General features: G+C 31.7%; 23 protein-coding genes. 18 read left to right on the top strand and 5 right to left on the bottom strand.

What is annotated here, in order from left to right; translation table 11 throughout:
• Nucleotides 1–138: 138 nt before the first annotated feature.
• From hisIE to ACUUYC_RS19720, 6 genes are all read left to right on the top strand, one after another.
• On the top strand, nucleotides 139–738 hold the full coding sequence (gene hisIE, locus ACUUYC_RS19745) for a bifunctional phosphoribosyl-AMP cyclohydrolase/phosphoribosyl-ATP diphosphatase HisIE (RefSeq protein ID WP_474268616.1): 600 nt from the start codon (nucleotides 139–141) through the stop codon (nucleotides 736–738).
• A gap of 205 nt (nucleotides 739–943) precedes the next feature.
• Nucleotides 944–2,431: a T9SS type A sorting domain-containing protein gene (locus ACUUYC_RS19740; RefSeq protein ID WP_474268615.1), complete on the top strand. Its 1,488-nt coding sequence runs from the start codon at nucleotides 944–946 to the stop codon at nucleotides 2,429–2,431.
• Nucleotides 2,431–4,260, top strand: coding sequence for a LytR/AlgR family response regulator transcription factor (locus tag ACUUYC_RS19735; protein WP_474268614.1), 1,830 nt, complete (start codon nucleotides 2,431–2,433; stop codon nucleotides 4,258–4,260). Before ACUUYC_RS19740 ends, ACUUYC_RS19735 begins: the two co-directional genes overlap by 1 nt.
• Nucleotides 4,261–4,362: 102 nt before the next feature.
• On the top strand, nucleotides 4,363–4,746 hold the full coding sequence (locus ACUUYC_RS19730; RefSeq protein ID WP_474268613.1) for a hypothetical protein: 384 nt from the start codon (nucleotides 4,363–4,365) through the stop codon (nucleotides 4,744–4,746).
• Between the two features lie 131 nt (nucleotides 4,747–4,877).
• Nucleotides 4,878–5,666, top strand: a complete 789-nt coding sequence (locus tag ACUUYC_RS19725) for a tRNA pseudouridine synthase A (protein WP_474268612.1) — start codon at nucleotides 4,878–4,880, stop codon at nucleotides 5,664–5,666.
• 98 nt (nucleotides 5,667–5,764) lie between these two features.
• Entirely contained in the window at nucleotides 5,765–7,930 is a 2,166-nt protein-coding gene (locus tag ACUUYC_RS19720; protein ID WP_474268611.1) for a chondroitinase-B domain-containing protein, read from the top strand.
• Between the two features lie 448 nt (nucleotides 7,931–8,378).
• Here the strand turns inward: ACUUYC_RS19720 and ACUUYC_RS19715 are convergent, their stop codons facing one another.
• Nucleotides 8,379–9,695: a DEAD/DEAH box helicase gene (locus ACUUYC_RS19715; RefSeq protein ID WP_474268610.1), complete on the bottom strand. Its 1,317-nt coding sequence runs from the start codon at nucleotides 9,693–9,695 to the stop codon at nucleotides 8,379–8,381.
• 190 nt (nucleotides 9,696–9,885) lie between these two features.
• On the opposite strand from ACUUYC_RS19715, the gene ACUUYC_RS19710 reads away from it, so the two are divergent.
• The 5 genes from ACUUYC_RS19710 to ACUUYC_RS19690 all read left to right on the top strand — a co-directional run bounded on the left by ACUUYC_RS19710 (nucleotide 9,886) and on the right by ACUUYC_RS19690 (nucleotide 17,079).
• A complete protein-coding gene (locus ACUUYC_RS19710) occupies nucleotides 9,886–12,582 on the top strand; it encodes an FAD-binding protein (protein WP_474268609.1) in 2,697 nt (898 codons plus the stop codon).
• A 16-nt stretch (nucleotides 12,583–12,598) separates the two neighbouring features.
• On the top strand, nucleotides 12,599–14,569 hold the full coding sequence (locus ACUUYC_RS19705; RefSeq protein ID WP_474268607.1) for a LodA/GoxA family CTQ-dependent oxidase: 1,971 nt from the start codon (nucleotides 12,599–12,601) through the stop codon (nucleotides 14,567–14,569).
• Between the two features lie 271 nt (nucleotides 14,570–14,840).
• Nucleotides 14,841–15,953: an NAD(P)/FAD-dependent oxidoreductase gene (locus ACUUYC_RS19700; protein WP_474268605.1), complete on the top strand. Its 1,113-nt coding sequence runs from the start codon at nucleotides 14,841–14,843 to the stop codon at nucleotides 15,951–15,953.
• A 154-nt stretch (nucleotides 15,954–16,107) separates the two neighbouring features.
• A complete protein-coding gene (locus ACUUYC_RS19695; RefSeq protein ID WP_474268603.1) occupies nucleotides 16,108–16,302 on the top strand; it encodes a hypothetical protein in 195 nt (64 codons plus the stop codon).
• A 96-nt stretch (nucleotides 16,303–16,398) separates the two neighbouring features.
• Nucleotides 16,399–17,079, top strand: a complete 681-nt coding sequence (locus ACUUYC_RS19690) for a DUF2461 domain-containing protein (RefSeq protein ID WP_474268601.1) — start codon at nucleotides 16,399–16,401, stop codon at nucleotides 17,077–17,079.
• On the opposite strand, the gene ACUUYC_RS19685 is transcribed toward ACUUYC_RS19690, so the two are convergent.
• Together ACUUYC_RS19685 and ACUUYC_RS19680 are read right to left on the bottom strand one after the other, a co-directional pair.
• Nucleotides 17,076–17,312, bottom strand: a complete 237-nt coding sequence (locus ACUUYC_RS19685) for a hypothetical protein (RefSeq protein ID WP_474268599.1) — start codon at nucleotides 17,310–17,312, stop codon at nucleotides 17,076–17,078. The two genes, ACUUYC_RS19690 and ACUUYC_RS19685, sit on opposite strands and share 4 nt — an antisense overlap.
• A 90-nt stretch (nucleotides 17,313–17,402) precedes the next feature.
• Nucleotides 17,403–17,822 (bottom strand): glyoxalase, encoded by a 420-nt coding sequence (locus ACUUYC_RS19680; protein WP_474268598.1) that lies wholly within the window; start codon nucleotides 17,820–17,822, stop codon nucleotides 17,403–17,405.
• Between the two features lie 152 nt (nucleotides 17,823–17,974).
• Here ACUUYC_RS19680 and ACUUYC_RS19675 point away from each other — a divergent pair, with 152 nt between their 5' ends.
• From ACUUYC_RS19675 to ACUUYC_RS19665, 3 genes are all read left to right on the top strand, one after another.
• Nucleotides 17,975–18,874 (top strand): DUF72 domain-containing protein, encoded by a 900-nt coding sequence (locus ACUUYC_RS19675; RefSeq protein ID WP_474268596.1) that lies wholly within the window; start codon nucleotides 17,975–17,977, stop codon nucleotides 18,872–18,874.
• 98 nt (nucleotides 18,875–18,972) lie between these two features.
• Entirely contained in the window at nucleotides 18,973–19,362 is a 390-nt protein-coding gene (locus ACUUYC_RS19670) for an acyl-CoA thioesterase (protein ID WP_474268594.1), read from the top strand.
• Nucleotides 19,363–19,376: 14 nt separating this feature from the next.
• Entirely contained in the window at nucleotides 19,377–19,658 is a 282-nt protein-coding gene (locus ACUUYC_RS19665; protein WP_474268592.1) for a hypothetical protein, read from the top strand.
• Between the two features lie 5 nt (nucleotides 19,659–19,663).
• On the opposite strand, the gene ACUUYC_RS19660 is transcribed toward ACUUYC_RS19665, so the two are convergent.
• The gene (locus ACUUYC_RS19660; RefSeq protein ID WP_474268590.1) at nucleotides 19,664–20,866 is read right to left on the bottom strand and encodes a redoxin domain-containing protein; all 1,203 of its coding nucleotides are present in this window, start codon (nucleotides 20,864–20,866) and stop codon (nucleotides 19,664–19,666) included.
• A 643-nt stretch (nucleotides 20,867–21,509) separates the two neighbouring features.
• On the opposite strand from ACUUYC_RS19660, the gene ACUUYC_RS19655 reads away from it, so the two are divergent.
• From ACUUYC_RS19655 to ACUUYC_RS19640, 4 genes are all read left to right on the top strand, one after another.
• Entirely contained in the window at nucleotides 21,510–22,244 is a 735-nt protein-coding gene (locus ACUUYC_RS19655) for a hypothetical protein (RefSeq protein WP_474268588.1), read from the top strand.
• A gap of 141 nt (nucleotides 22,245–22,385) precedes the next feature.
• A complete protein-coding gene (locus tag ACUUYC_RS19650; RefSeq protein ID WP_474268586.1) occupies nucleotides 22,386–23,105 on the top strand; it encodes a hypothetical protein in 720 nt (239 codons plus the stop codon).
• 202 nt (nucleotides 23,106–23,307) lie between these two features.
• Nucleotides 23,308–23,757 carry a hypothetical protein gene (locus tag ACUUYC_RS19645; protein ID WP_474268585.1) on the top strand — a complete coding sequence of 150 codons (450 nt, stop codon included), beginning with the start codon at nucleotides 23,308–23,310 and terminating at the stop codon, nucleotides 23,755–23,757.
• Nucleotides 23,757–23,957 carry a helix-turn-helix transcriptional regulator gene (locus tag ACUUYC_RS19640; protein WP_474268583.1) on the top strand — a complete coding sequence of 67 codons (201 nt, stop codon included), beginning with the start codon at nucleotides 23,757–23,759 and terminating at the stop codon, nucleotides 23,955–23,957. The genes ACUUYC_RS19645 and ACUUYC_RS19640 overlap by 1 nt, the downstream gene beginning before the upstream one ends.
• Here ACUUYC_RS19640 and ACUUYC_RS19635 read toward each other — a convergent pair.
• Nucleotides 23,954–25,033, bottom strand: a complete 1,080-nt coding sequence (locus tag ACUUYC_RS19635; protein WP_474268580.1) for an adenylate/guanylate cyclase domain-containing protein — start codon at nucleotides 25,031–25,033, stop codon at nucleotides 23,954–23,956. The genes ACUUYC_RS19640 and ACUUYC_RS19635 overlap by 4 nt on opposite strands.
• Nucleotides 25,034–25,073: the final 40 nt, after the last annotated feature.

Here is a 25,073-nt window from a genome sequence, read left to right as displayed (position 1 = left end):
AGTGATTTTCGAAGAAAATTGTATCGAGAAGTACTATGAAATTATAAATGTAAAATGCTAAATTTTAAATTGTAAAGTATTTTCGAATAAACGAGCAACCTCATTACTCAATACTAATATCTCAATACTAAATAAAAAATGAACATCAATTTCAATAAAAATAACGACGGATTAGTTCCTGTAATCATTCAAGATAATACAACTAAGAATGTATTAATGTTGGGTTATATGAATGAAGAAGCATATAGAAAAACATTAGAAAAGCAAAAGGTGACTTTTTTCAGTAGAACAAAACAACGTTTATGGACAAAAGGTGAAGAAAGTGGAAATTTTCTCAATGTAGTAAGCATTCAAAATGATTGTGATGAAGATACACTATTGATAAAGGTTAATCCAATTGGACCAACATGTCACAAAGGATCAGATACATGTTGGAATGAAGAAAATAAAGCATCTTTAGGTTTTCTTGATCAACTTGAAAACACGATACAAAGTCGTAAAGAAAACCCAGGAGATGAAAAAAGTTATGTCGCTTCATTATATCGAAAAGGCATCAATAAAATTGCTCAGAAAGTAGGAGAGGAAGCTGTTGAAGTTGTGATTGAAGCAAAAGATGACAACGACAACTTATTCTTAGATGAAAGTGCAGATTTGTTGTTTCATTACTTAATACTACTTCAAGCAAAAGGCTTCAAGCTGAATGATATTGTAAATGTTCTAAAAAGTCGTGAGAAGTAGTATAAAATTATAATTATTGAATTTTAAATAACTGAATAATTTCACACAAATAGGTGACATTGCAAACTTGTCTCGATCTGCATTTTTAATGCTATAACGATCGTTACTTTCATTCGTCAACTCTTTTATGTTATTCGTCCCTTTACCAGAATTCATGTACATTTCTTAGATAGTTTTGTTTAGAAACTTTATAAATCTGAATAAAATGAAACTAAAACTTTACTTTTTTTTATACTTCTTATGCTTACCATTTTTGATGTCTGCGCAATTCACTCAAATAGCAAGTGACATTGATGGAGAATCTTCTTTTGACGAAAGTGGAGGAGCTGTGGCGATTAGTGCCAATGGAAATATTGTTGCGATTGGAGCTATTGGAAATGACGGTAATGGATCTTTGTCTGGTCATGTACGCGTCTTTGAAAATATTGGAGGAAGCTGGACGCAAATTGGAAACGATATAGATGGAGAATCCGCTGATGATCGTTTTGGGTTTTCTGTAGCTATAAATGATGCTGGTACTATCATTGCAGCAGGAGCTAATAGAAATGATGGCACTGGATCACAAGCTGGACATGTTAGAGTCTTTGAAAATATTGGAGGCACTTGGACACAAATTGGAAGTGATATTGATGGAGAAGCCTCAGGAGATTTTTTTGGAGAATCTATAAGTCTAAATGCTTCTGGCACTATCCTGGCTGCAGGAGCTCATCAAAATGGAGGTAATGGAGCTTTTTCTGGCCATGTTCGTGTATTTGAAAACGTTGGCGGAAACTGGACACAAATTGGAAGTGATATTGATGGAGAAGCTGCAAATGACTTTTCTGGTAATTCCGTTAGTCTAAATGATGCTGGAGATATTGTTGCTATTGGAGCTTTTGGTAATAACAGTTTTACAGGACATGTAAGAGTGTATCAAAATAGTGGAGGAGCTTGGTCTCAGGTAGGGACTGATATTGATGGAGAAACTGCTGGTGATCGATCAGGAAACGCTGTAAGCATAAATGGAACAGGAACTACACTTGCTATTGGAGCTTTCCTACACAATAGTCAGAGAGGATATGTGCGTGTTTTTGAAAATACTGGAGGAACTTGGACTCAGGTTGGGACTGATATTGATGGAGAAAATAGTGGAGATCGTGCAGGTAGTTCCGTAAGTTTAAATAATGATGGAACTATCGTAGTTATAGGCGCTGTTGCCAATGATGGAGGCGGTTTAGGATTAAGTTCAGGTCATGTTCGTGTGTTTGAAAACATTGGAGGAACTTGGACACAAGCACATAGTGATATTGATGCTGAAACGTCAGGTGATACATTTGGTCGTTCAGTAAGTATTAGTAATAATGGAGGCATATTAGCTTCAGGAGCCAATCAAAATGGTGGAAATGGATCTAATTCTGGTCATGTACGCGTTTTTCAAAATCCAAGTATATTAAACATTCAAGAAGTATCATTTGCATCACAAATAATTTTAAACCCAAATCCTGCTTCAGAAACAACAACATTAAAGTTTAAAACATTTTTAAAAGACGTTAACGTTTCACTTTATAACTTAAATGGGAATCTTGTAAAAACACTGAAACACAATCAAACAGATGTAATGCACCTAAATATCAACAATTTTGCACAAGGATTGTATTTTGTTCATATACGTTCTGAAAACAGAAATGCTGTACTGAAATTGATCATAAATTAATGAATAATAACATAATAGAGCTAATATTAGGAACAAGTGTTGGCTCTATTTTTAGTAAAGTATCTATCTTAGCTAGATCAACACATAACTACGTGAATCGACAAACTAACTATATTCATTATTTTTTCTTTCTTTTCTTTTTGATAGGAATACCCAAACTGTATGGGCAAAATCTAGAAGTAAACGATTCCTTGAGAAGTTCGCATTACACAAAACTTTATGAACAAGCAGTTGCAGAAAATAATGTGATACTTCGGTTACAATATTTAGATTCTATAAAAAAATATGCTGAACAATCAAGCAGTCCTTTCTTAAAACTGAATGCATTAATCTGTGAAATTGACCAAGCTGCTTATCAAAATGATTCTACGCTTATTTTTGAACTTTATGATCGTGCTACTTTATTAATCAATAAAAACAACATTGCATATAGAGATCCTTTATCTTTAAAATTGGAATTACAACAGAGCAAAAATAAACTCCGTTTTACAAATCTTCCAGCGGATAGTATTTTAACTGATTTCCATCGAGTGTATGAAGAAGCGTATGCTGCAAAAAACTATGCGATTGCTACTGAAGCTATTGGTAGAATTGCATTACTTTATAGAAATAAAAAAGAGTTAGGAAAGGCAGTTACATATAATCAAATGGAAGTTGAGATCGCTGTAAAAACAGGTGATAGTATTGAAATTGCAGCTTCAAGAATTACAGAACTCGATTTATCTTATCAATTATTACCGCGTCCTATTACTTCTGATGAGATTGCGCCACTTATCAAAAAAGGACTTGCCTTAGATACGTATTTACTGGAAAACGGTTTATTACATTGGCATCCTTTTTCGCAACTGTACTTAGCTAAATTTTACATTCATGATCGCAGTTATGCTAAAAGTAAAGCTATTCTACTAAGTATCTCAGATACCGAAGATACTCGGATTGTATTTTCGAAATATGAACATCTATCTGAAATTGCTAAGACAACTAATAATTTAGAAGATTATAGAAAACACGTATCAAAATTCAAGTTTTATGCATATCAAACGCAACGTCCTTTTGTAGCTTTAAACGCGAATAACTATTTATTAGATTATGCAATTAAAACTAAGCAAAAGGATTCGGCAAAGCATTATGCAGAACAATTGGAATTGAATTTAAAACAAGTTGATACTGCTCAATATTTAGATTATATCTACACAACGTACCATACATTAAGCGCCTATTATACAGGGTTTGATTTAGATAATGAACGTAAATATAAAGCATATACGAATGCAACTAGTAAACAGATTATCAATAATCAAAAAAAGGCTTTAACTGAAATATTGCATTTTAAGGACGAACGAAATCAATTACAAGCTGAAAATCAACAACTTTTCGATTCTTTATCTTTTACACAAACGAATTTTTTCATTGTCTTATTGATCGTTTTACTTTTATCTGTTTCTGTATTTATAGTGCTTAATAGAAATAAAAAATACAGAGAATTGGTCACTATTATAGAAGAAGAAAAACATATAATAGCTGAAAAAGTTGCACGGAAAAATATTATTTTGAATAATAAAACTACGCTGTATTTGGATGAGATTAAATACTTAAAAGCTGATCGAAATTATGTTGAATTTCATGTGAATGGTAAAAATATTGTTGATAGAAATAAACTGTCTTCTGTTATGAAAATGCTTCCTCCAAACTTCGTAAAAGTACATCGATCATACATCATTAATAAAAACTTTATCAAATCACATACGAGTACTACAATTACGCTCGTTCCAAATATTGAGATCCCGTTATCAAGATCGTATAAAGGAAAGGTGTTTAATAACTCGTAGATTTTTACATAGAATTGAGTTGAAAATAAACTCATAAACTAACAATAAATTCCCCTTTTACTAAATTTTGAAGTATTATTGCATTGTCTTTAGTACAAAACTATGTTCGAACAACTATTTTATAAAGCAATTCTAAGTTACAAAGCACAATCAAAAAAGCGAAAACATACAAAAGTAATTTCGCTAGCAACGTTATATATTACAGCGGTTCAGCTTAGTATACTATTTGTAATATGTATTGTTTTAGTCAAAGCAACCAATAGTAGTTTTTTACGTTTCTATGAAATATATACACCTATATTTTATGTGGCTTTAGCAGGAATTGTATTGTATATATTCAATGCTTTATTTTACAATGGAAAACGTATGCTGCAAATTAAAAATAGAGCAATAAAAGAAAAAACTACCGTTACTGAAGTTTGGAAACTTTGGATAATTCCTATTGTTATATTTGGCTTAAGCCTAATTTTACTCAAAGCAACTTAAAGAATTCAAAGTGTAAAAGTATTTTTTAAGACCCAAGACCCAAGACCCAAGACCCAAGACCCAAGACCCAAGACCCAAGACCCAAGACCCAAGACCCAAGACCCAAGACCAAAACCCAAAAACAAAAACCATTGAGAAGAAAACGCTATTACTATCTCATCACCTTACAATACTTAGGATTTCGTTATCACGGTTGGCAAAAACAACCTGATGTAAATACAGTTCAACGTATGACGGAACGAACATTAGCGTATGTATTTGGGCATAAAAATTTCAAGTTATTAGCTTCGGGACGTACAGATGCAAAAGTATCTGCTAATGAAATTGCAATTGAATTATTCTTAGACAATGAAACACTTGATATTCCTGAGTTTCTTCCACTCTTCAATCAAAATTTACCACAAGATATTCGCGCGTTAGCGATTACAGAAACGAATGAAAAATTCAACATCATTCAGCATCCGAAAATTAAAGAATACATATATCTATTTGCATTTGGCGAAAAATATCATCCGTTTGCGGCACCTTATATGACAAATGTTTTAGGTGATTTAGATGTAGAATTAATGAAAAAAGGAGCAAAGCTATTTGAAGGAAATCATTATCTCAAAACATACTGTTATAAACCTACAGAACATACGGTTTTAGAAGGCGAAATCGAATTATGTGAAATTGTTGAAAATAATATTCATACAGCAAGTTTCTTTCCAGAAAAAAGCTATGTACTACGTGTACAAGGTGCAGGATTCAAGCGTCATCAAATTCGCATGATGATGGGCACATTAATTCTACTAGGAAAACACGAACTTGATTTAGACTTTATCAAACGTTCACTCTTGCCAGGCTCTACACTAGAAGTCAGTTACATTGCGCCAGCTTCAGGTTTAATGTTGAATAAAATGACGTTTAAAGATTTGTGAAATAATTAACTGCAAAGACAGATTTCTTAACCTACATTCTTTTGATTTCAACTACATAAATTATATTTTTAGGTAAACATTAATTAAAACCTTTATTTATGAAAAAAATGTACCTATGCATGCTATTGTTTGTGGGATTTCAAGCAATGGTAAATGCGCAATGCAAAACTAAATCACCAATTACGGTATATAATATTGCAGACTTGAATGCCGAAATTGATCTAATGGAATTAAATTCTGCTGCTGCATCAAGTACAGTTATTTTAGCAAATGGAACATATGAATCTTCTGCGGTAGCAATCTTGAATAGGAATATTAATATAGATGGAGGATGTCCTTGCAAAATTCAAGCGCAAACTGCTGATGGCGTTATACTAAAAGGAGATGTCGCTTGGAAACTTAATAATTCGAACAATCTAACAATAGATGGCTTTCAATTTCTTCGAACAACCTATGGAAATGTTAGCGGAGTGATAGATTTTGGACCAGGAAGTCATGATATCATATTAACAAATAGTAGGTTTTTAGAATTGCCTGATAATTATAGTACTACAGCAGGTTACTATGTTAGAATGAATGGAGGAGTTGATAACACGATTAGCAATAGTTTTTTTCAGAATAAATATAGTGGAGGAAGCTATGTAGTATTACAATCATCAGCTATTGAAACTATTTCTGGAGCTACTATTTCTGGAACTCATTTTTTTGAAGACGATTACAGATTAGATCAAATTACAGGGTCAAAACGATTTATTAATTTAACAAGCGTAGTTAATTCTACTATAAGTGGATGTACATTCAAAAATAAATATAGTAGAGGAGATTATCTTTTGTATACAGCGCCTTCAGTTTTAACGCAAGGAATTGACAATGTTTTTTCAGGAAATATAATGAGCGAGATTGAACACGAGGATATAATTGATAGTTCATCTTTATATAATGATAGAAGATCTTATATAAAGTATACTCATGAAATAAACTTTAGGATTATAGATAATGAATTTTCAAATAAATACAGTCCTCATCATATGATTGATTTCTCCCCACCATCTGATGTTGTTAATGTTGGAGGGGAAATTTCACATAATATTTTTGGAAAAAAATATCAATTGATAGCATCTTCAATGATAAAGTTAGGAAATTGTGGAGGAACTACTATTGGTAGTGGAAAAATGAATATTTTGGTAGATAACAACACCTTTAAAGAATATAATTATAATAAGTTTCCTTATTTTGAGATTATTTCAAATAAATCATCAAAAAACACTTTTTCTAATAATAAATTTTTAGGATGTATAGGTAGCTTACGAATACGATGTGGAAATGAAGTTACTATCAATAATAATAAATTTGTGGGGAGTAATAGTCACGGATATCAAGGAGGTGTTGCTTTATCTGGAATAGATCATAAAATTTATAATAATCATTTCGAAAATCTAAATTTTTATGTACTTGATTTGTATGGGGGAAATACTGAAACTAGTAATTATGTAAGGGTAGAAAATTTAGATTTTGCTTTTAATACAATTGTAAATTGTATACCACTTATTTATTTTAGAAAATCCGCAGCACATTATTATGAAATGCCTCTAAATTGTAGAATCGAAAATAATATTTTTGCTAATTTAAGTCTTCCAAACTCAATCAGATATGTTGTGATGGATAATGAATACGACTCAACTTTAGGAAGTATAGATGAAACAGATTTCAGTGCAAATCACTTTAATGCAAATGTATTTTATTCGATTTCCACGGATAATGACATAACAGCAGGTTGGACACTTCCAACAACGCCTACAGCACCTAATAGTGACTTAAATCCAAACCTTAGTTATGATATTACAAATGAAATTTACAAACTAACGGCAGCATCTTTAAATTCTTTAAATAGTTCTTATGTTGATCCACTAGATGTTACACATTATTCTTATGTAACTCATGATATTCTAGGCACAACAAGAGGCGCAAATCGAGATATTGGTTGTCATGAATATGATTATGTATCAAGAACTGCAAGCAATACAGTTGGTTTATTTGAAAACGCAAACATAAAATTGCAAAGCTATCCAAACCCAGTAAATGATGTCGTTACACTTTCAGGTATTTCAAAAGATAGTAAGTATACGATTTATAACATAAATGGAGTATTAGTTCAAGAAGGAAATCTATCTAATAATCAACAAATTAAAGTTGAAAAACTATCAAAAGGAATGTACTTCTTAAGAGTCAATAATACTGAAACTATTAAGATTGTGAAGAATTAATTCATTCCCGTCTCAAATAATACAAAAAGCTCGTAATATGCTGCGAGCTTTTTTTGTTCCTATAGCAAGTTTGTTAATACAGAAAAATAAAGCGAACCGAAGTTCGCTTTAGGTTTATAACTTTAAAATTGACTTTTTGTTAAGTATTGAGATACTTACAACTTCTCTTTTTCATAATGGTAAAGTCTTAAAGTTAATGTGTATCAAATAAATGAAATACTAACTTTAAAAAAGTGAAATCCGATAAACCTTTACCTATAACTATGAAGAGTTTGAATGAAATTTTATTAGATAAGATTATAGCTTATACGAAACAATACAACAGTGGATTATATATAAGTAAATGAAGTACAGGTTTTTACTGTGTAGTTATATCAGTTTAAAACATCTTGAAATTATAAACGGTTAACGCTAAGTTTTAAATTTAAAATTATTTCTTCCTAAAACCCTAATCACGTCTTCTTCCACGCGAACGTGAATTTTTGTTTTTACTATTTCTAGAATTAGAATTTGAAGAATTACTATTATTATTTCTATTATTTTGGCTTCCGCCAAAATTGCCTCTCGATGATGAGTTTGACTTCTTTTTAGAGCGTTGTGGACGTTCTTGCTTTGGTGGTGGCGTATAATTTGGATCTGCTTCAAAACCTTCAATCTCTTCCGATTCAAGCTTTTCACCTAGCAACTTTTCAATTCCTCGCGCATATTCATACTCTTCAGCAGAAACTAATGAAATTGCTTCTCCGCTAGCACCAGCTCTACCTGTACGACCAATTCTGTGTACATAATCTTCCGGGACATTTGGCAATTCGTAATTAATTACATGCGGTAATAATGGAATGTCCAAACCACGTGCAGCAATATCTGTAGCAACTAAAATACGAATCGTTCCTTTCTTAAAACCTTGTAAAGCTTTGGTACGTGCATTCTGAGTTTTATTTCCATGAATAGCTGCCGCACTAATACTCTTAGCAATTAACTTCTTTGTCAATCGGTTAGCGCCATGTTTTGTGCGTGTAAACACCAAAACTTGACTCCAATTACCATCTGAAATTAATTTGATCAATAACGCTGTTTTTTTAGGCTTATCAACTCTATAAACTTTCTGATTTACTTTCTCAGCAGTTGTATTCTCAGGAGTTGCTTCAACCGAAACTGGATTGTTTAAAATACTTTGCGCTAACTTCTTAATATCTTTCGAAAAAGTTGCCGAAAACAATAAATTCTGACGTCGTTTTGGAACGAGAACAATTACACGTTTAATATCACGCAAAAATCCCATATCCAACATTCTATCGGCTTCATCCAAAACTAAAATCTCAACTTTAGCCAATGATAATGCTCCTTGACTTTGTAAATCGAGTAACCTTCCTGGTGTCGCTACTAAAATATCAACTCCATTTCGTAAGGTTGCTATCTGTGGTTTTGCATTAACACCACCAAAAATTACGGTAGATCTGATGTCTAAAAACGCACTATATTCTTTTACATTGGCATAAATTTGAGCTGCTAATTCACGCGTAGGCGTTAAAATCAATGCTCTAATTGGTCTTCTGCGTAAAGGTTGTTCTTGTGATAATATATGTAGCATTGGCAAGGTAAAACCTGCTGTTTTTCCTGTTCCTGTTTGTGCTGATGCTAATACATCTTTTCGTTCTAAAACTAAGGGAATTGCTTTTGCTTGAATGGGAGAAGGCGTTGTATACCCTTTTTTACTGATGGCACGTAGTAACGCATCAGATAATCCTAATGATTTGAATGACATAAAAATTGTTTGTGAAATGACAATCTCTATGTAAAACCTCATTTCTGTTTGAGCGTGCAATGTACAACCATTTTTTAGATAAATTGACTTTAGTGTACATAACAAAATCAGGTACATTCACGTATTGTTTACCTTACAAATTCATTTTATTTTACAATTCTAAAAATAACCTCAATCCAAACCTAAAAAAATGAGTTATACATTTAATTTCAATGGGAATTCAAACCTTACAAATAATGAATTCTCCAATACAAACTTTCAATCTTCTGACTTTTCCCTTCAATGCTGGATACAAACAGAAAAATCAGGAGAAATTCTATCAAAACATACGAATGAAACTTCGTTTTCTTTACATATAAATGCACAAGGAAATATTACCTTTTCAGTAATCTCTGAAGAAAAAACACAAACCATAACAGCAACTAATATTTCTGTAATTGATAACGAATGGTATCACATAACAGTTGTAAAAACGGATACATTTCTATATCTATACATCAATGATTTAGATTTAAAAATTGAAAACAGTTCTGAAGAGTTCGTAATTTCTGAGAAGTTGAATACATTTTCAATTGGAGGAACATCTGAAGCAAATTTCTTTAAAGGAAATATAAGTCAAGTAGCCATATGGAATAAGGCATTACTCGAAAATGAAGTAGCCAAAATAAGGGAAAACGAAGATATTACAGGAGCCGACGGACTCATCAAAATATTGAATCTAATAGAAGAAGAGTTAGATAAGATATTTCCAGATAATTTTGGATTGTCAGTCACCTTGAAAATACAAAACACGTCATTTGAAACGCTTTATTTAAAAAACGCTGACGAATATCCAAATCATATTCCAAGAACAATCGCTGTTGAAGAAGAAGAAATTATTTTCTTAACAAGTGGTTTGTTTTCGGTAATCAATCGTGAATTTTGCTATGAAAATAGAAGTGGAAGCACAACAATAATAATTCATAAAAATCTAAACAGATTCAATACAGTAATTACTGCAACTTCAGAAAAAGACTTAGTAGACGATTTAGCAATTAAGGAAAATCTGCCTTTATTGGCTAAAGCCGAATTAGTCATTGGTGAAAATATGGTGGTTGTCAACATGCGAAACGTATACAACTTCCTAAACGGATTGCGTGGACATCTAAAATGTGATCAAATACAAACACCAGAGGGAAATATAATAGATCAAATAGAATACAACAAATCGAGTCAAGTATTCAATCGTAGATTTCAACTAAAACCTTTTGCAATCATTTATTGCGAATCTACAGAAGATGTGCAACGTGTCTACAAAGATGCAATAGCGAATAATTTACCAATCAGAGTACGATCTGGCGGACATGATCATGAAGCAGAATGTAGTGGAACAGATGTGATTTTAATAGATATGACACGAATCAAACATGTTGTTGTAAGTCATAATAAAAAATATGCGCGCATTGGACCAGGAATTCGTTTCAAGGATCTAACACCACAACTAGCCTTTAATGATGTAATGATTCCGCATGGAACTTGTGCCACTGTTGGGCTTGCAGGATTTACATTCGGCGGTGGTTGGGGACCATGGACACGTAAACATGGAATGAACTGCGAAGGATTGGTTGGAGCAACAATTGTGCTAGGAAATGGAGAAGTTGTAAAGCTTCAAGCTGAAAACAGTAATGAAAAAGATTTATTGTGGGCACTAAAAGGTGGCGGAGGAATGAGTTACGGAATTGTCACGGAATTACAACTAAAAGTATTTCCATTGCCTAAAAAATTGATCAAGTTTGAATTGGAATGGAATCCATACGAAAAAAATGACCCGACTTTACTGACTGGAAACAAACGAACAAAAACTGTATTACAAGCTTGGGAAAATGTCATAATGAACAAAATTGAAGTTTCAGCGAATGATAATTTCACAAATGATCAACTTATTGGAACAAACTTGAAAGTTTCAGGAAAGCATTTGCAAGGTGATCCAGAAAAATTTGATCCAGAAAATGAAATTCATAACTGTATTATGTACGGATATTGGAGTGGATCTGAAGAAAGTTTAATCGCTTTTGTAAAAACATCATATGCAAATGTATTGCCTGAAGAATTACGTATTATTGGTAAAGGTGGGCAACGCTTAGACTATGCTGATGACGGACTAATGAGTGAGTGGGACAGAGTTTCTTACAGTGCTATTAGTAGAAGTATTCGATTTGAAGAATTAGATATGATGGCAGAAAATGATGCAAATCCCACTGTAAAAACACATGAGGAAACCTATGATAGAATTTATAAAATAGGAAATGCTGTTGCTAATAACAGTGAAATGGACATGACTTCAAATAATACATTTGAACTTTCATCAACAAAAAAACCATTACCACCAGATTTAGATGCACCAGCTCCACACAAAATCACATCTCGTTTTGCTGACGAAAATGGATTGGGAGATACAGGCTCAAATCAACTTATAAGTTCTTTAACGTCTAAATTAATTTTAGATGACAATCGAAAATATGGTTTATTTAGCTATATTACTTTAGGAGCTATCTCAGGAGAATTTTATGATAACATGTCTGATGAAGCAAAGCAAAGAAGTGCGTTTCCTTACAAAGACAAATCATACACAATTCAATATCAAACATGGTGGAATACTGAATTACTTCAAAAAGAACAGGAACAAGACAATACAGTATACAATAGAACCAACAGAGCATTAGACTGGATGCAAGTATGTCGTGATTATAAAATAGAAAATTCTGGAGGCTCGTTTATAAGCTTCAAAGATGCATCTATTCCAACAAAAACCTACTTTGGTGATAACTATGACGATTTAATAAAAGTAAAAAAGTGCTATTCAGAAGATCCATTAAATCATTTTAGAACACGAAAAACGATTATATAACCAACCATATAAACCTATGAACACAAACGAAATTAGTAGCGTTGCAATTTATCCTCCAATCGGAATTGCACGTATTGGAAACTCAAAAAAACATTTCTTTGCGCCAGATATTCCAGGTGTAGAATTGACACCAAAAGGTGGCTACAAAGACAAAAAAGGACGTGTAAAAAAGCAAGTTGCACGTTTTAGAATCTATGCGTTTGATAAAAATGGCAAGCCATTAGGTGAAATTACAGATACAAAAGAGAATAGTATTCATTGGCGTTTGCAAGTTGCGAATGTAAAATCGGCTTGGTACATGTTTAACAATGCCTTAGATATACCAGAAGCCGGAATTCCTTCTGCATACCGAAATTCTAGTGTTTCAGACAGAAGTCAATTGGCTATTTTGCCAAGTCCTGTTGCGATTACTGGAAAAAATACAAAAGGGAAAAAATATAACTTTGATGATGGTGAATTTTTCGGTAAAAAAGTAAAACTAGGTCATGTAGAAACGGATGAAGATGGACGTTTGCTATTTTTTGGAGGCGATGGAGATTCTGCTTCAAAAGATAACGAACCTGCAATAACTTTTGCAAACAATGAAGGTTGGCATGATGATACATGCGACGGTGTAGTTCGTGCAACAGTAAATATTGACGGAAAAGAATTTCAAGCCGAACCTGCAAATGTTGCGGTAACGCCACCAAATTTTGGACCTGGATTATATGGAGTTGTTACAATGAATGATGTTGTACAAGATTTATTTATTCGAGAAATGAACTATCCAGATTCGGCAAAAAACGGAGTTGTATTTTACGAACACATTTACCCAATGTTAGCACGTATGACAGATACGCAATGGGTAAACTCAGGATTTTTTATGTTATTTGGAAAGAATTCTCCATCTGACTTTTCAAATCCAGAATTCATAGCGAAACTATCAGATCCTTCTAGTAAAAATGAAGCATTAAGAAAACGTGTATTTGAATGGTTTAGAGATCCAACATCTAACGAATATGCACCAGAAAAAGTGCCGCCATTCTATGGAGATGGTTTTGGTGAATATGAAAAGATTGCTATTGTTGACTTGCCAATTACACGTATACAATATGGACGCTTAGAGAAATGGGCAGCAGGAGAATTTAAAACTGGAAAACCTCAAAAATATGTTCCTTTTGAGGAATTGTCAGTTTCTGAACAAATAAATGCATTGAACCAAGCACCAATGGAAGAATGTTTGGGTGGACCATTTCACCCAGGAATTGAATTGACTTGGCCAATGAGAGTGAAAGAAATGTGGAAAAAACCATATCGTTTAAATGTGGTTGATGAAGGTGAACCAACTGATTTGGATTTTGGACCATTATTATCGCCGTCTATCGCTTTAGGGAAAGTAAAATATAACGATAAAGATGGACCATTGTCAAAAAGTGGACCAGGAGCATTAACACGTTGGTTAGGCGTTCCTTGGCAAACAGATGAAGCAAGTTGCTTATCAGGATACGATCTTACGTTATACTTGCCATTACCATCGTTTTGGGCAGCACGTGTACCAAATCAAGTATTAAGTGAAGATAGTTACGAACGTAGTATTAAAGCTGGAAATCTAAATATAGCGCAACGTTTAAAACATTTTGATTATCGTCAAGATTGGTTACGTGATTTAGGTTCTGTATATCAGAAAAAAATAAATCATATGATTTCTGAATGGCACGAACTTGGAATTATTGCTAAAACAGAAGATAAGGCTGAGAATAACAAAGATGGTTTCTTACCAGATACAGTTTGGAAAGAAACAGGACGTAAATTTGGAGAAGACGATCCTACGTTTGCACAAGTTGTTCGCGCAGAAACTATTACAGACGGATTAGAAACTAAAGCTAAAAAAGCAACTCCAGATACAGTTGGGTTATTAACCAAAAATGTATTAAAGTCAGCAAAAGCAGCTTCTCATTCATCAGATAGCAAGCGTAAAAGAAGAAAGCTTTCTCGTGGAGAAAGATAAACATACATATTAACTTAGTTCTAATGTAAGTTTAAAAATGGTTTTATCTTTTCCGAAGTTTAGCGAGAATTTTTCGTTTAAAATTTTTGAATCCTTGGAAAAAATTTAGAAAAGTTCGTGCGTTTCTAGTTTTTTATAAAATGAAAACTAGAAAAACCTCTGGAAAAGAGCCGTTTCTTTTGTTTCTTTTCTTTGGGCGAACAAAGAAAATGAAAATAATAATTGATTTAGACTATTTTAAAAGCAAAGGTATTTAGAAAATTTTAGTAGAATGAAATTTGAATCAAACTCACATTACCAAGTACTTATAGTTGGTGGCGGTCCTGCAGGAATCGCCACCGCTATTACGTTGCATGCAAAAGGAATTCGTTGTTGTGTAGTGGAAGCACATGAAACACCTGTACGGAAATCGGGAGAAGCCATTCCTCCAAATGCAAAACCATTACTCAAACAACTAGGAATTTTATCATTAGTAGAAAACGATAGACACAAAGTATATTACGGAAATAAAAGTTGTTGGGGAAGTGATCAACTAGAACAAAAAGAATTTATTTCAGATCGTTTAGGTGCTGGATATTTGTTAGATCGATTATACTTTGAAACACAATTACAAGATTTATATCAAACTACAAATAATAGGTTTTATAAAGGTTACAAGCTCAAAAAAGTAGTTTCAACTGATAATGAAGTGCTTACAACTATTGAAAATGATTCAGAAACGATTACACTAAAAAGTCAATTTATAATTGACGCTACAGGAAGAAAAGCGTCGGTTTGTAGACATTTAGACATTCAAAAAGAAAGCTTAGATACTCAATTTGCCATTACATTTAATGTGAAGTTAGCTGATGAAATTTCACATGAAATCATTGTAGAAGCTACTAAAAATGGTTGGTGGTACGTGGCGCCATTCAAAGAAAATGAAGTAACAATGATGTTTTTTACGCTCAAAACGTTACTTCCCGCTAAGGAAAAGATAGAAACATTTCTTCAAAACGAATTACAACAGACAATACATCTTTCTGAAGTTATTCAAAATATTACAATTGATGCATATAAAATAATGCCAGCAGGAACGAGTTGTTTACAAATTCCTTTTGGGAAAAATTGGCTTGCAGTTGGAGACGCTGCGTATTCGTACGACCCGATTTCTTCTTTTGGAATTACGTCAGCACTAGCTTCAGGTTTTTATGGTGGACATGCTGTAGCAGATTTTCTAAACGGTAAAGGAGAAGCATTAGAAACGTATAGATATGTGGTAGAAAATGCTTTTCGCGCCTATTTACAGAAATTAATTGCACATTACGAATTGGAAAAAAGATGGGAGGAAAGCTACTATTGGACACATCGTTTAGCCTTATTTAACTCAGAAACACTTTCATAGACTTCATTGTACAAAAGGATCAAACTGTACTTCTGTTCCATAGAATATAAGTATTCTATTTGGCGTGTTAATTTATAAATACGCATGTATGCTTCTTTTATGGATCATTTATGTAACGTATTCTTGGTTTGTATTAATTATAAAACTTTAGAATATGAAAAAACGAAAATTGAAAACCTTGTTGCTAAAGCGTGAAACAATTTCCAATTTAGACTCCCAAAAAATAAAAGGTGGAGAAGCAATGACATTTGGTATAATATGTATAGCGTTGTCGCTTGCTTATGGTTGTGATGACACAATTGATTGTCCATCAAATTACCCTTGTCATCATACGGATACAATTCCATAAAGTACAAATAACTATTATTTCTAAAAGCGAGCGTTCACCTGTTCGCTTTTATTTTTTTACTTCAAACTATTTTGTAATTTAGTAAAAAACTAAATAATGCACGAAACAATCCCTCGCGAAACCTTTTCTTTCTTAAAGAGACTTAGTGAAAATAATAACAGAGAATGGTTTACTGAAAATAAAAATGAATTTAAAGAAATTGAGAAAGAAGTAAAACAATTTTACAATCAATTATCAGAAGAACTCAATAAACATGATAAAATTGATAAAGTAAAAGTTTTTCGAATTTATCGTGATGTACGTTTTTCAAAAGATAAAACACCATACAAAACACACTTTGGAGGCAGTTTTAATAGATTAAAACCAGAACTTAGAGGTGGTTATTACCTCCATATAGCACCAAATAATGAGTCATTTTTAGCTACAGGTTTCTGGGAACCAAACAAAGATGATTTATTAAGAATTCGTAAAGAATTTGAAATGGATGCTACTGAAATTAGAAAGATTACCAATAAGAAATCATTCAAAGATATTTGGGGAGGATTTGAAGGAGATGAAGTAAAAACGGCGCCTAAAGGATTTAGTAAAGAACACGCAGCTATTGATCTAATTAAAAAGAAACAATTTATTTTTACTAAAAAACTTACGGACAAAGAAGTTACTTCTCCTGATTTTATGAAAAAGGCAGACAAAGCATTTAAAGCAATTCGCCCATTTTTTAATTACATGAGCGAAGTGCTAACTACCGATTTAAACGGTGTTTCTTTAATTGATTAAAAATCGTTGCATTTGTCATCACATAGCGTTAGACAGCTATCGTTTACAGTAGCTATATCGCACTTTATTCCGTCGTGATCTTTGGAAGTATGTATAATATCATCACATTGAAAATATGAATAAATTGTACAAATGATTCCTAATGTAGGAAGTACACCTCCATTAATTCTTCTGTCTAAGTTAGAAATGGTTTGTTTCTTTAACTTTAAGTTGTTTAAATTTCTTTTTTTCATGGTTTAATAGGTTTAAATTACTATTAAATATATGAAAAAAAGATTACAAATTGAGTGTAATGTTCTATTATTCAGTGTTTTGTACTTTTTTTAGATAACTGCGCTAAACATAACATCTTTTTCAAAAAGTAGGATATGATCTTTCAAGCGTTCGGTCACTATGTTCATCATACGCTTATTTAATGAAGACGAATTTTCAATATATAGATGATATTCTTCTAATGTAAATTGCCCAATAATCATTCCTTTCAAAGAGTTTCTGAATTTCATGTCTCTTTGAATGGCGTTTTCAATATATAACAACCTTTTTTCGTTAGATAACCCGTGAAATACGTTTTTGTGTTTCTTTATATAATTGCGAAAAGAAGCAATTAATAAAGGACTTTGAAGCTTAATTACGGGACGTAAGGTTACATTTTGAAAGCGTTCGTCATTGGACATATTTGTTGAAATTGACTTTGGGGAAATGTGTGGTCTTGCTTTGACCAAATCGTTTTCTCTATCATTCATGACAATAAGTTTTATTAAAATTAAAAATAATTACCTTGGTAATGAACAGGTTATGAACAACTTGTTAACGTACTTATTAACAAGATTTAAAATAGTTTCTAATCTTATTTAATATTGGAAATTCGTATTTTTATAGTCCAAAAAAGAAACGCATGCAATTTGGAAAAGTACCCAATCCAGAAATTATAGACTTTACCTTACCAGAAAATCATCCAGAAACAGAAGTTGTATTACAATCGTATAAAAATGATGGAAAACCTTCTATATATGTTGGTTGTGCAAAATGGAATAAACAAGATTTAAAAGGATTTTATCCACGCGGTACAAAAGATGAATTGAAATATTATGCTTCTCAATTTAACTCAATAGAGTTAAACGCTACATTTTACAGAATGTTTCCGGCTGCACAATTTGAAAAATGGCGTGATAAAACACCAGAAAATTTCAAGTTTTTTCCAAAAATAACACAAGAAATCAGTCATTGGAAACGTTTACAAGCTACAGAAGCTTTGGTTGATTTATATATTTATAATGCAACACATTTAAAAGAAAAACTCGGCACTATTTTTTTACAAATGCATTCTAATTTCTCGCCAAAAGATTTTGATAGAGTTGTTCAATTTGCCGAATTCTGGCCAAAAGAAGTTCCGTTATCAATGGAGTTCAGACATACAGATTGGTATAATGATGAAAAAGTAGCCAATGAATTGTATCATGTATTACAAGAAAATAATATTGCAAACGTATTGGTTGATACTGCCGGAAGACGCGATATTATGCACATGCGAATGACAAATAACGAAGCGTTTATTCGCTATGTTGGCGCTAATCATGAAAGCGATTATTCACGTTTGGATGATTGGGTTGATCGTTTGGAACAATGGACAAATTACGGTTTACAAAACATACACTTTTTTATTCATCAAAATTTGGAAGTTGAATCTCCATTATTATCAGCATACTTCATCAAAAAATTAAATAAAAGATTTGGAACCAATCTAACCGTTCCAAAAACAATTGTAAAGCCGGAAAAACCACAAACGTTGTTTTAAAATTGTACTATAGAAATAACTAAAATCTTTATTGATAAACTCTATTCTAAACATTCAAATAGGAGTGAAGGAAAGCGTATTTTTACAAAAAATAATATATGAGATTCCACACACGTAAATGGGTTAAACCCGAAGACTTAAATCCTAATGGAACTTTATTTGGAGGACGATTACTAGCTTGGATTGATGAAGAAGCGGCATTATACACTGTAATTCAGCTTGAAAACCCTAAAGTAGTTACGAAGTATATGTCTGAAATTGACTTTAAAAGTTCTGCTAAAAAAGGTGATATTGTTGAAATAGGTTTAGAAGTCACAAAATTTGGACGTTCTTCCATTACCTTAAAATGTGAAGTTCGAAACAAAATGACACGTGAAACGATTATTACTGTAGAAAATATAGTGATGGTAAATTTAGATACAGACGGAAATGCAATGCCTCACGGGAAACAACAAGTTGAATTTGTTAAGGATCGATTGGATTCCTAAATAGCAATTATCATATGAAAAAATGGTTTTTTTATATAATTGTAATCACTTTTTTTACATCATGTGCGATAGATCATGAAGATTTAAAAGTAGGTTGGTGGAAATTTGGTGACGGTTATCATGTAGGTGACCTTATAGATTTTAAAACATACGAACTTAGAAATGATACGATATACTTTGACGGAAAACCCAAAGCTTTATTGAAAAGTAGTACAAAAGGTTTTATCTTTTATGAAGATTATATAATTATCAAATCTTTAGAAAGCGAGGAAACAGGAAAATACCATCATAAATAATTATATTATTCATTCAATAACTGTTTAATCTTAGCTTCTAAGCTATTGCCAGAAAGTTTTTCAGCTGCTATTTTACCATTCTTATCAATCAAAACGGTATGCGGAATGGCTTCAATTCCGTAACGAAAGGCAATCGATTTATTATTATCAATAATGTGTGTATTCCACGTAAAATGATCGGTTGCAATCGCTTTTACCCAGGCGGTTTCATTCGTATCTTCAGAAACACTCAAAATAACTAAACCACGATCTTTATATTTTTTATACAACGAAACAATATGCGGACTTTGCACTCTACATGGTTGACACCAACTTGCCCAAAAATCAATCAATACTACTTTACCTGAAGAAATACTTGCCAAAGACAATTCTGTACCTTCATGTGTTTTCCCAGATAGCGCATAGGCTGCAGGTCTAAACTCAACTTTCTTTTTAGCAACAACATCTTTGTCTTTTTTAGTAGTTTCAACAATAACAGGTAATTTAGGTTCTTTCTCCTCAATATAATTAGCAATAAACTTTCCAGTAGTATTATTTTTAATATCAGTTGGTAATGAGCTAAAACGTTCTTGTATAACTTCAAAATCTAAAAAATCAATATTGTCTTTAAGAATCAAGGCAATCAGTTGTTTTTCAGTAGTGTGTTTAACAAAACTAGTAATTACTTCTCTTTTTAATGCTACAATTTTATTAAGTTCTTCATCTAAACCTAGCAACTCGGCTACATCGTTTTCTTCAGTAGCATCTTTATGAATTTCTTTGTATAAATCTTCAACTTGAATAAATCGATTAAGTTTATGATGTAGCAAACCATATGATTTGGAAGCAAAAGATGAGCTGCTAATTTCATGTCCAAATATTTTATCTGAAATTAAAACATCATGATTACTGTTTGATAATAAAATTTTGCATTCACGTTCAGGATTAATTCTAACCAAATAAAAATCAAGTTTTTCAATCTTTCCTGTAAACCTAAATTTATCATCCTCAATTGTTGTTGATGTAATTAAATGTAAACTGTCATTAGGATGAATTTCATATAGTGCTATTTCCTTTCCATTCGCTTTTTTGGCAGTTCCGTTGATAACATATCCATCTACAACCTTTTCTTCTTTCGCAGTGTTATCAGTACTTTCAGTTGTTTTTGAGTCATTCTTACAACTTAATACGCATATTAAAAATGCAAATGCAATACTATACTTTTTCATATAATTGTTCTTGGCAATAAAATTATAATTAGTTTCTAAAACACTCAGCTACTGAATTTAACTTCAAATTAAAGTATAAAATAATATTTAAAATAAATATAATTTCCTACAAAAAATAAAAAGTAGTACGTTTGTAACTCAGCAATACTATCAAAAACTTTCACAAGTTTTTAAGAGCTCAATACTTCAATTGGGCTCTTTTTTTGTATATTTAAATAGGAAAAGCTTAACATAGATTTGCTGTTTAGTTAATATTTTTTCCACATACTGGTCAATTAGGCTTAACATGTTGACTAGCTGACGTCCTTAATTTACTTATATTAAGGACGTTTTTTGTGAAATATTTATAAAATTCTTCATGTAGTCCATTACGTCGATTTTAACATACTTTTCATCGATATAAATACTTCCGTTAAACGTTTTAATATTCTTTAAAGTAAGAAAATTTATACTTTTGTAGTGTTATTACATTCATGTACAAACATATTCCCCCTAAACCTGAAAGAGAGCTACGTGCTCTCTTTCTACTTTTATAGCTTTTACAATTCACTCAAAAAGAAGTTAACAAATTGATTGTTAAAAAAAATAATTTTCTGTCTGCTAAAGAATACTTAAATATGCAGTTCAAAATGTATTCCCCGAAATGAAAATAGTTCAAACGATTCCTGTGTATAACAGAAAAAGTAAACGTGTTACAAGTCTTAAAGTAGAAGATTTTCAGTCAATTAAGACTGAAAATGAAGAGTTTTTTGATGTGCAAGGTGATTTTGTCATTATAAAAGATCGCTTTTTTAGAATGCCACATTTAGTAAAACCTTGGACATTTTGGATTGAAAACGGAAAACCACAACTGGAACCAACAGAAAATATTTCGTATACAAAAGTATTATTTACTGTAGAAGCTCCTGATAAAAATGAATTTGACTATAAAAATGAATTCAGAGCTACAAATCCCTTAGTTGGTTATTTTCAAAGTTTCAAAGCTGGATTTATACAACTAATGCAGCAAATTTCAGAAACTGAACTCACAAACTTTGAAATTACATTTTATACATTAGTTCCGTATCAAACTTCATTGCATTACTTATTAGGAAAAAGAGGAAGCAATCAAACTCGTTTAAATTTCTGGTTTTATGGTTGGATCAATCTAAAATATAGAAATGATTTCATGAACTATTTAAAACAACACAAATTTGATTATTATATCAATGGAAGTACGCGTGCTTTTAAAGGAATCATATCACAAGAACTATCACGAGTTATAGATGTAGAATATCAAGTGCATCATCCAAATAGTGGTTTTTGGAAACGAAAAAATATCAACTTAGGGTTAAAGAAAATTATACATTTAGAACAAACAGAAATTGCTTGGAGTTAATATGTTGATAATTAGGTTTTTATTTGTAATATTATAAATTCTTTAACTTGGAATGATAATTGTATGTTAACAGCTAAGTTTGTGATTAAAAAAAACGTAATATTGTAACACACAGTTGCAATTGATAAGAAACTACTAGTGTTGGCCAAGAAATTACAGAGAAACATACAATTATTAATACTATTCATCCTTTTGGGGATGTTTTCTGCGTATGCTCAAAAAGACACGACCAAAACAAAAACGAATGATATAGATATTACCAAAGGTCGTATCAAATTACCGTTTCCAAAACCAAAAGATCCAACACCAATTCAGAAAAAGAAAGCTGACAGATTCATGGAGTTTAAAACACCAAGTCTGTTGACAAAAAAACGTACAAGTTTAATTACGTTACCAAAATCGAAACCAGCTTCTCTAAAAAAGGAAAAAGAAGTATACTTTACAGGACAAGAACAATACGCAACACGTAACAAAGAGTTTGAAAAGAAACTCAATAAAAACGATAGAGATATTCGCCCAGAATATAAAATTGAACAATACTTAGGAGACTATAGAAGTAATGGCGAATTTGTTGAAATTGTATGTAGAGATCACGAATATGTTGATGGTGATCGTGTGCGTGTATATGTAAATGATGTTGTAATTGCTGAAAACATTCGCTTAGAAGCTGCTTATAAGAAGATTGATGTCACTTTAGTTAAAGGTTTCAATAAAATACAATTTCAAGCACTCAACCAAGGTTCATCTGGACCAAATACTGCCGAATTTCGTGTCTATGACGATAAAGGTGAACTCATTTCTGCAAACGAGTGGAACTTAACTACAGGTGTAAAAGCCACCATGATTATTGTGAAAGAGTAGTTTCTTATGCACTCTTAAATTTTATAGCAAGTTGATTTTATTGACTATTATATTCCTTTCTACAAATATTCGGTTACCAATTCACTAACTTTTCATAATTACCAAACAATTGTTAAAATCCTTCATTTTTTTTGCGCTTTACAAAATGTAAAGTATATTTGACATAATGAAAAATAAACTTGTCAATTAAAATAATAAGATAATGGAGAAAGAAACATTTTGCGAAGCAGAGAATAGGAGATTTGAAAAATTTAAAAATTTTGGCTTACCACATGCATTCAAAAAAATAGGAATCATATTAGTTATTGTATCAATTCTTTTCATGTTTGCACGAAAGTTGTTTGATATTGAAATTGCAATTACACTAAAATTTATACTAAAACGAGTTGTATTAGTCGGTTTATTAATGATTGCAATTTCAAAAGAGAAAGTAGAAGACGAAATGATTCGTACTGTTCGCGGGCAAGCATTTTCTATGGCATTTATTGCAGGTGTTGTATATACTTTAATTCAACCATTAATAAACTATATAGCTTCATTAATTGTTGAAAAAGATAAAAGTCCATTGTCTGATTTAGGTGATTTTCAAGTATTATGGTTTCTACTAACAATGTATTTATTATTTTTCTACATGATAAAAAAGAGATTGTAATGAAGAATAGAATCAAGATAGAACGTGCTATTTTAGACATTACACAAGACGAATTGGCAAAGAAAATAGGCGTTTCCAGACAAACGATCAATTCTATTGAAAAAGCACGGTATGTACCTTCTACGGTATTGGCGTTGAAATTGAGTGTGGTTTTTGACAAATCGATTAATGAAATCTTCTTTTTAGAAGAAACGGATTAATTTTCCTTAGAAATGCTGAAAATATTGACGGTTTTGGCTTTTCCTTTCAATAATAAATTATCAATTCGTTCCGTTTTATAAATTTCGGTAAGATTCATATCAGAAAGTAATTCTTCAGAAATCAGAATATTTGCATTATACGTATTGCATTCTGATTGAATTCTTGCCGTTGTATTAATTACATCACCATGATACGCAATTTCCTTTTTAACAGTACCAACTTCAGTAACCATTAAAGTTCCACCATGAATTCCAGCCTTAAAATGTGGAACTAAATCATACTTTTCTTGGTAATAACTACTTCTAGCTTTTATGTTTTCTTGAAAAGCGAAAAACAACCTAATTGCTCTATTTTTCTTAACTCCTTTAGAATATTTCCAACTCAAAACAGCTTCATCGCCAACATATTGGTAAATTTCTGCATCGTATTTACGGACAATTGTATTTAAATCATAAAAACAATCTTGAATTAGTTGACTATATGTGTAATGTCCTAACTGTTCGGCAATTGTAGTAGAAGCTTTTAAATCTAAAAACATAAAAATTCGTTTCTCTTCTTGTGGTTTACGATACCTTCCAAGTAGCATTTTGACAAAAACTCCAGGACCAAATTTTTCATTAGCAATTTTAATGAATGAAAAAACTAAAGAAGCAACAACAAAGTAAATTACAATGGACCAAAACGTTTTATTCGTACGCCACCAATGACTTCCTTCAACCAATTCAACATCTAATATCTGACCAGTATATTCTACAACTACATTTACTAAAAAGATGAGCGTAACTAAGTAAATAAAGGTTTTTGTGAAAATAACAACGCCCATAGCAAGACTTTTTGCCAAATAACGATCAAACAGAAACTCAACAGCAGCATAAAAAATTCCGAATGGAATTGAAGATAAAGTTACATAGGTTAACAAATCCAACAATGGCAATTGATACTTGGGAAGAATACTTACACCTTTTTCTTCAAAAATTCCAAAATAACGAATGATGATCATGAAACTAAAAGCTAAAATCCAAAAAACAATGGATTTTAATGTAAATAATAAATATTGTTGGATAGTTCTTCTCATGAATGCAAAATACTAAAACTAAATCACAAATATTGCGCTT

It is taken from the genome of Kordia sp. E, assembly GCF_056033805.1.
Note: the sequence above shows the minus strand (reverse complement) of the source record. Positions and strands in the feature narration are given on the sequence as shown.

Coding starts and splice junctions, on each gene's coding strand:
- hisIE (WP_474268616.1), top strand. CDS start 139: ATGAACATCAATTTCAATAAAAATAACGACGGATTAGTTCCTGTAATC.
- ACUUYC_RS19740 (WP_474268615.1), top strand. CDS start 944: ATGAAACTAAAACTTTACTTTTTTTTATACTTCTTATGCTTACCATTT.
- ACUUYC_RS19735 (WP_474268614.1), top strand. CDS start 2,431: ATGAATAATAACATAATAGAGCTAATATTAGGAACAAGTGTTGGCTCT.
- ACUUYC_RS19730 (WP_474268613.1), top strand. CDS start 4,363: ATGTTCGAACAACTATTTTATAAAGCAATTCTAAGTTACAAAGCACAA.
- ACUUYC_RS19720 (WP_474268611.1), top strand. CDS start 5,765: ATGAAAAAAATGTACCTATGCATGCTATTGTTTGTGGGATTTCAAGCA.
- ACUUYC_RS19715 (WP_474268610.1), bottom strand. CDS start 9,695: ATGTCATTCAAATCATTAGGATTATCTGATGCGTTACTACGTGCCATC.
- ACUUYC_RS19710 (WP_474268609.1), top strand. CDS start 9,886: ATGAGTTATACATTTAATTTCAATGGGAATTCAAACCTTACAAATAAT.
- ACUUYC_RS19705 (WP_474268607.1), top strand. CDS start 12,599: ATGAACACAAACGAAATTAGTAGCGTTGCAATTTATCCTCCAATCGGA.
- ACUUYC_RS19700 (WP_474268605.1), top strand. CDS start 14,841: ATGAAATTTGAATCAAACTCACATTACCAAGTACTTATAGTTGGTGGC.
- ACUUYC_RS19695 (WP_474268603.1), top strand. CDS start 16,108: ATGAAAAAACGAAAATTGAAAACCTTGTTGCTAAAGCGTGAAACAATT.
- ACUUYC_RS19690 (WP_474268601.1), top strand. CDS start 16,399: ATGCACGAAACAATCCCTCGCGAAACCTTTTCTTTCTTAAAGAGACTT.
- ACUUYC_RS19685 (WP_474268599.1), bottom strand. CDS start 17,312: ATGAAAAAAAGAAATTTAAACAACTTAAAGTTAAAGAAACAAACCATT.
- ACUUYC_RS19680 (WP_474268598.1), bottom strand. CDS start 17,822: ATGAATGATAGAGAAAACGATTTGGTCAAAGCAAGACCACACATTTCC.
- ACUUYC_RS19675 (WP_474268596.1), top strand. CDS start 17,975: ATGCAATTTGGAAAAGTACCCAATCCAGAAATTATAGACTTTACCTTA.
- ACUUYC_RS19670 (WP_474268594.1), top strand. CDS start 18,973: ATGAGATTCCACACACGTAAATGGGTTAAACCCGAAGACTTAAATCCT.
- ACUUYC_RS19665 (WP_474268592.1), top strand. CDS start 19,377: ATGAAAAAATGGTTTTTTTATATAATTGTAATCACTTTTTTTACATCA.
- ACUUYC_RS19660 (WP_474268590.1), bottom strand. CDS start 20,866: ATGAAAAAGTATAGTATTGCATTTGCATTTTTAATATGCGTATTAAGT.
- ACUUYC_RS19655 (WP_474268588.1), top strand. CDS start 21,510: ATGAAAATAGTTCAAACGATTCCTGTGTATAACAGAAAAAGTAAACGT.
- ACUUYC_RS19645 (WP_474268585.1), top strand. CDS start 23,308: ATGGAGAAAGAAACATTTTGCGAAGCAGAGAATAGGAGATTTGAAAAA.
- ACUUYC_RS19640 (WP_474268583.1), top strand. CDS start 23,757: ATGAAGAATAGAATCAAGATAGAACGTGCTATTTTAGACATTACACAA.
- ACUUYC_RS19635 (WP_474268580.1), bottom strand. CDS start 25,033: ATGAGAAGAACTATCCAACAATATTTATTATTTACATTAAAATCCATT.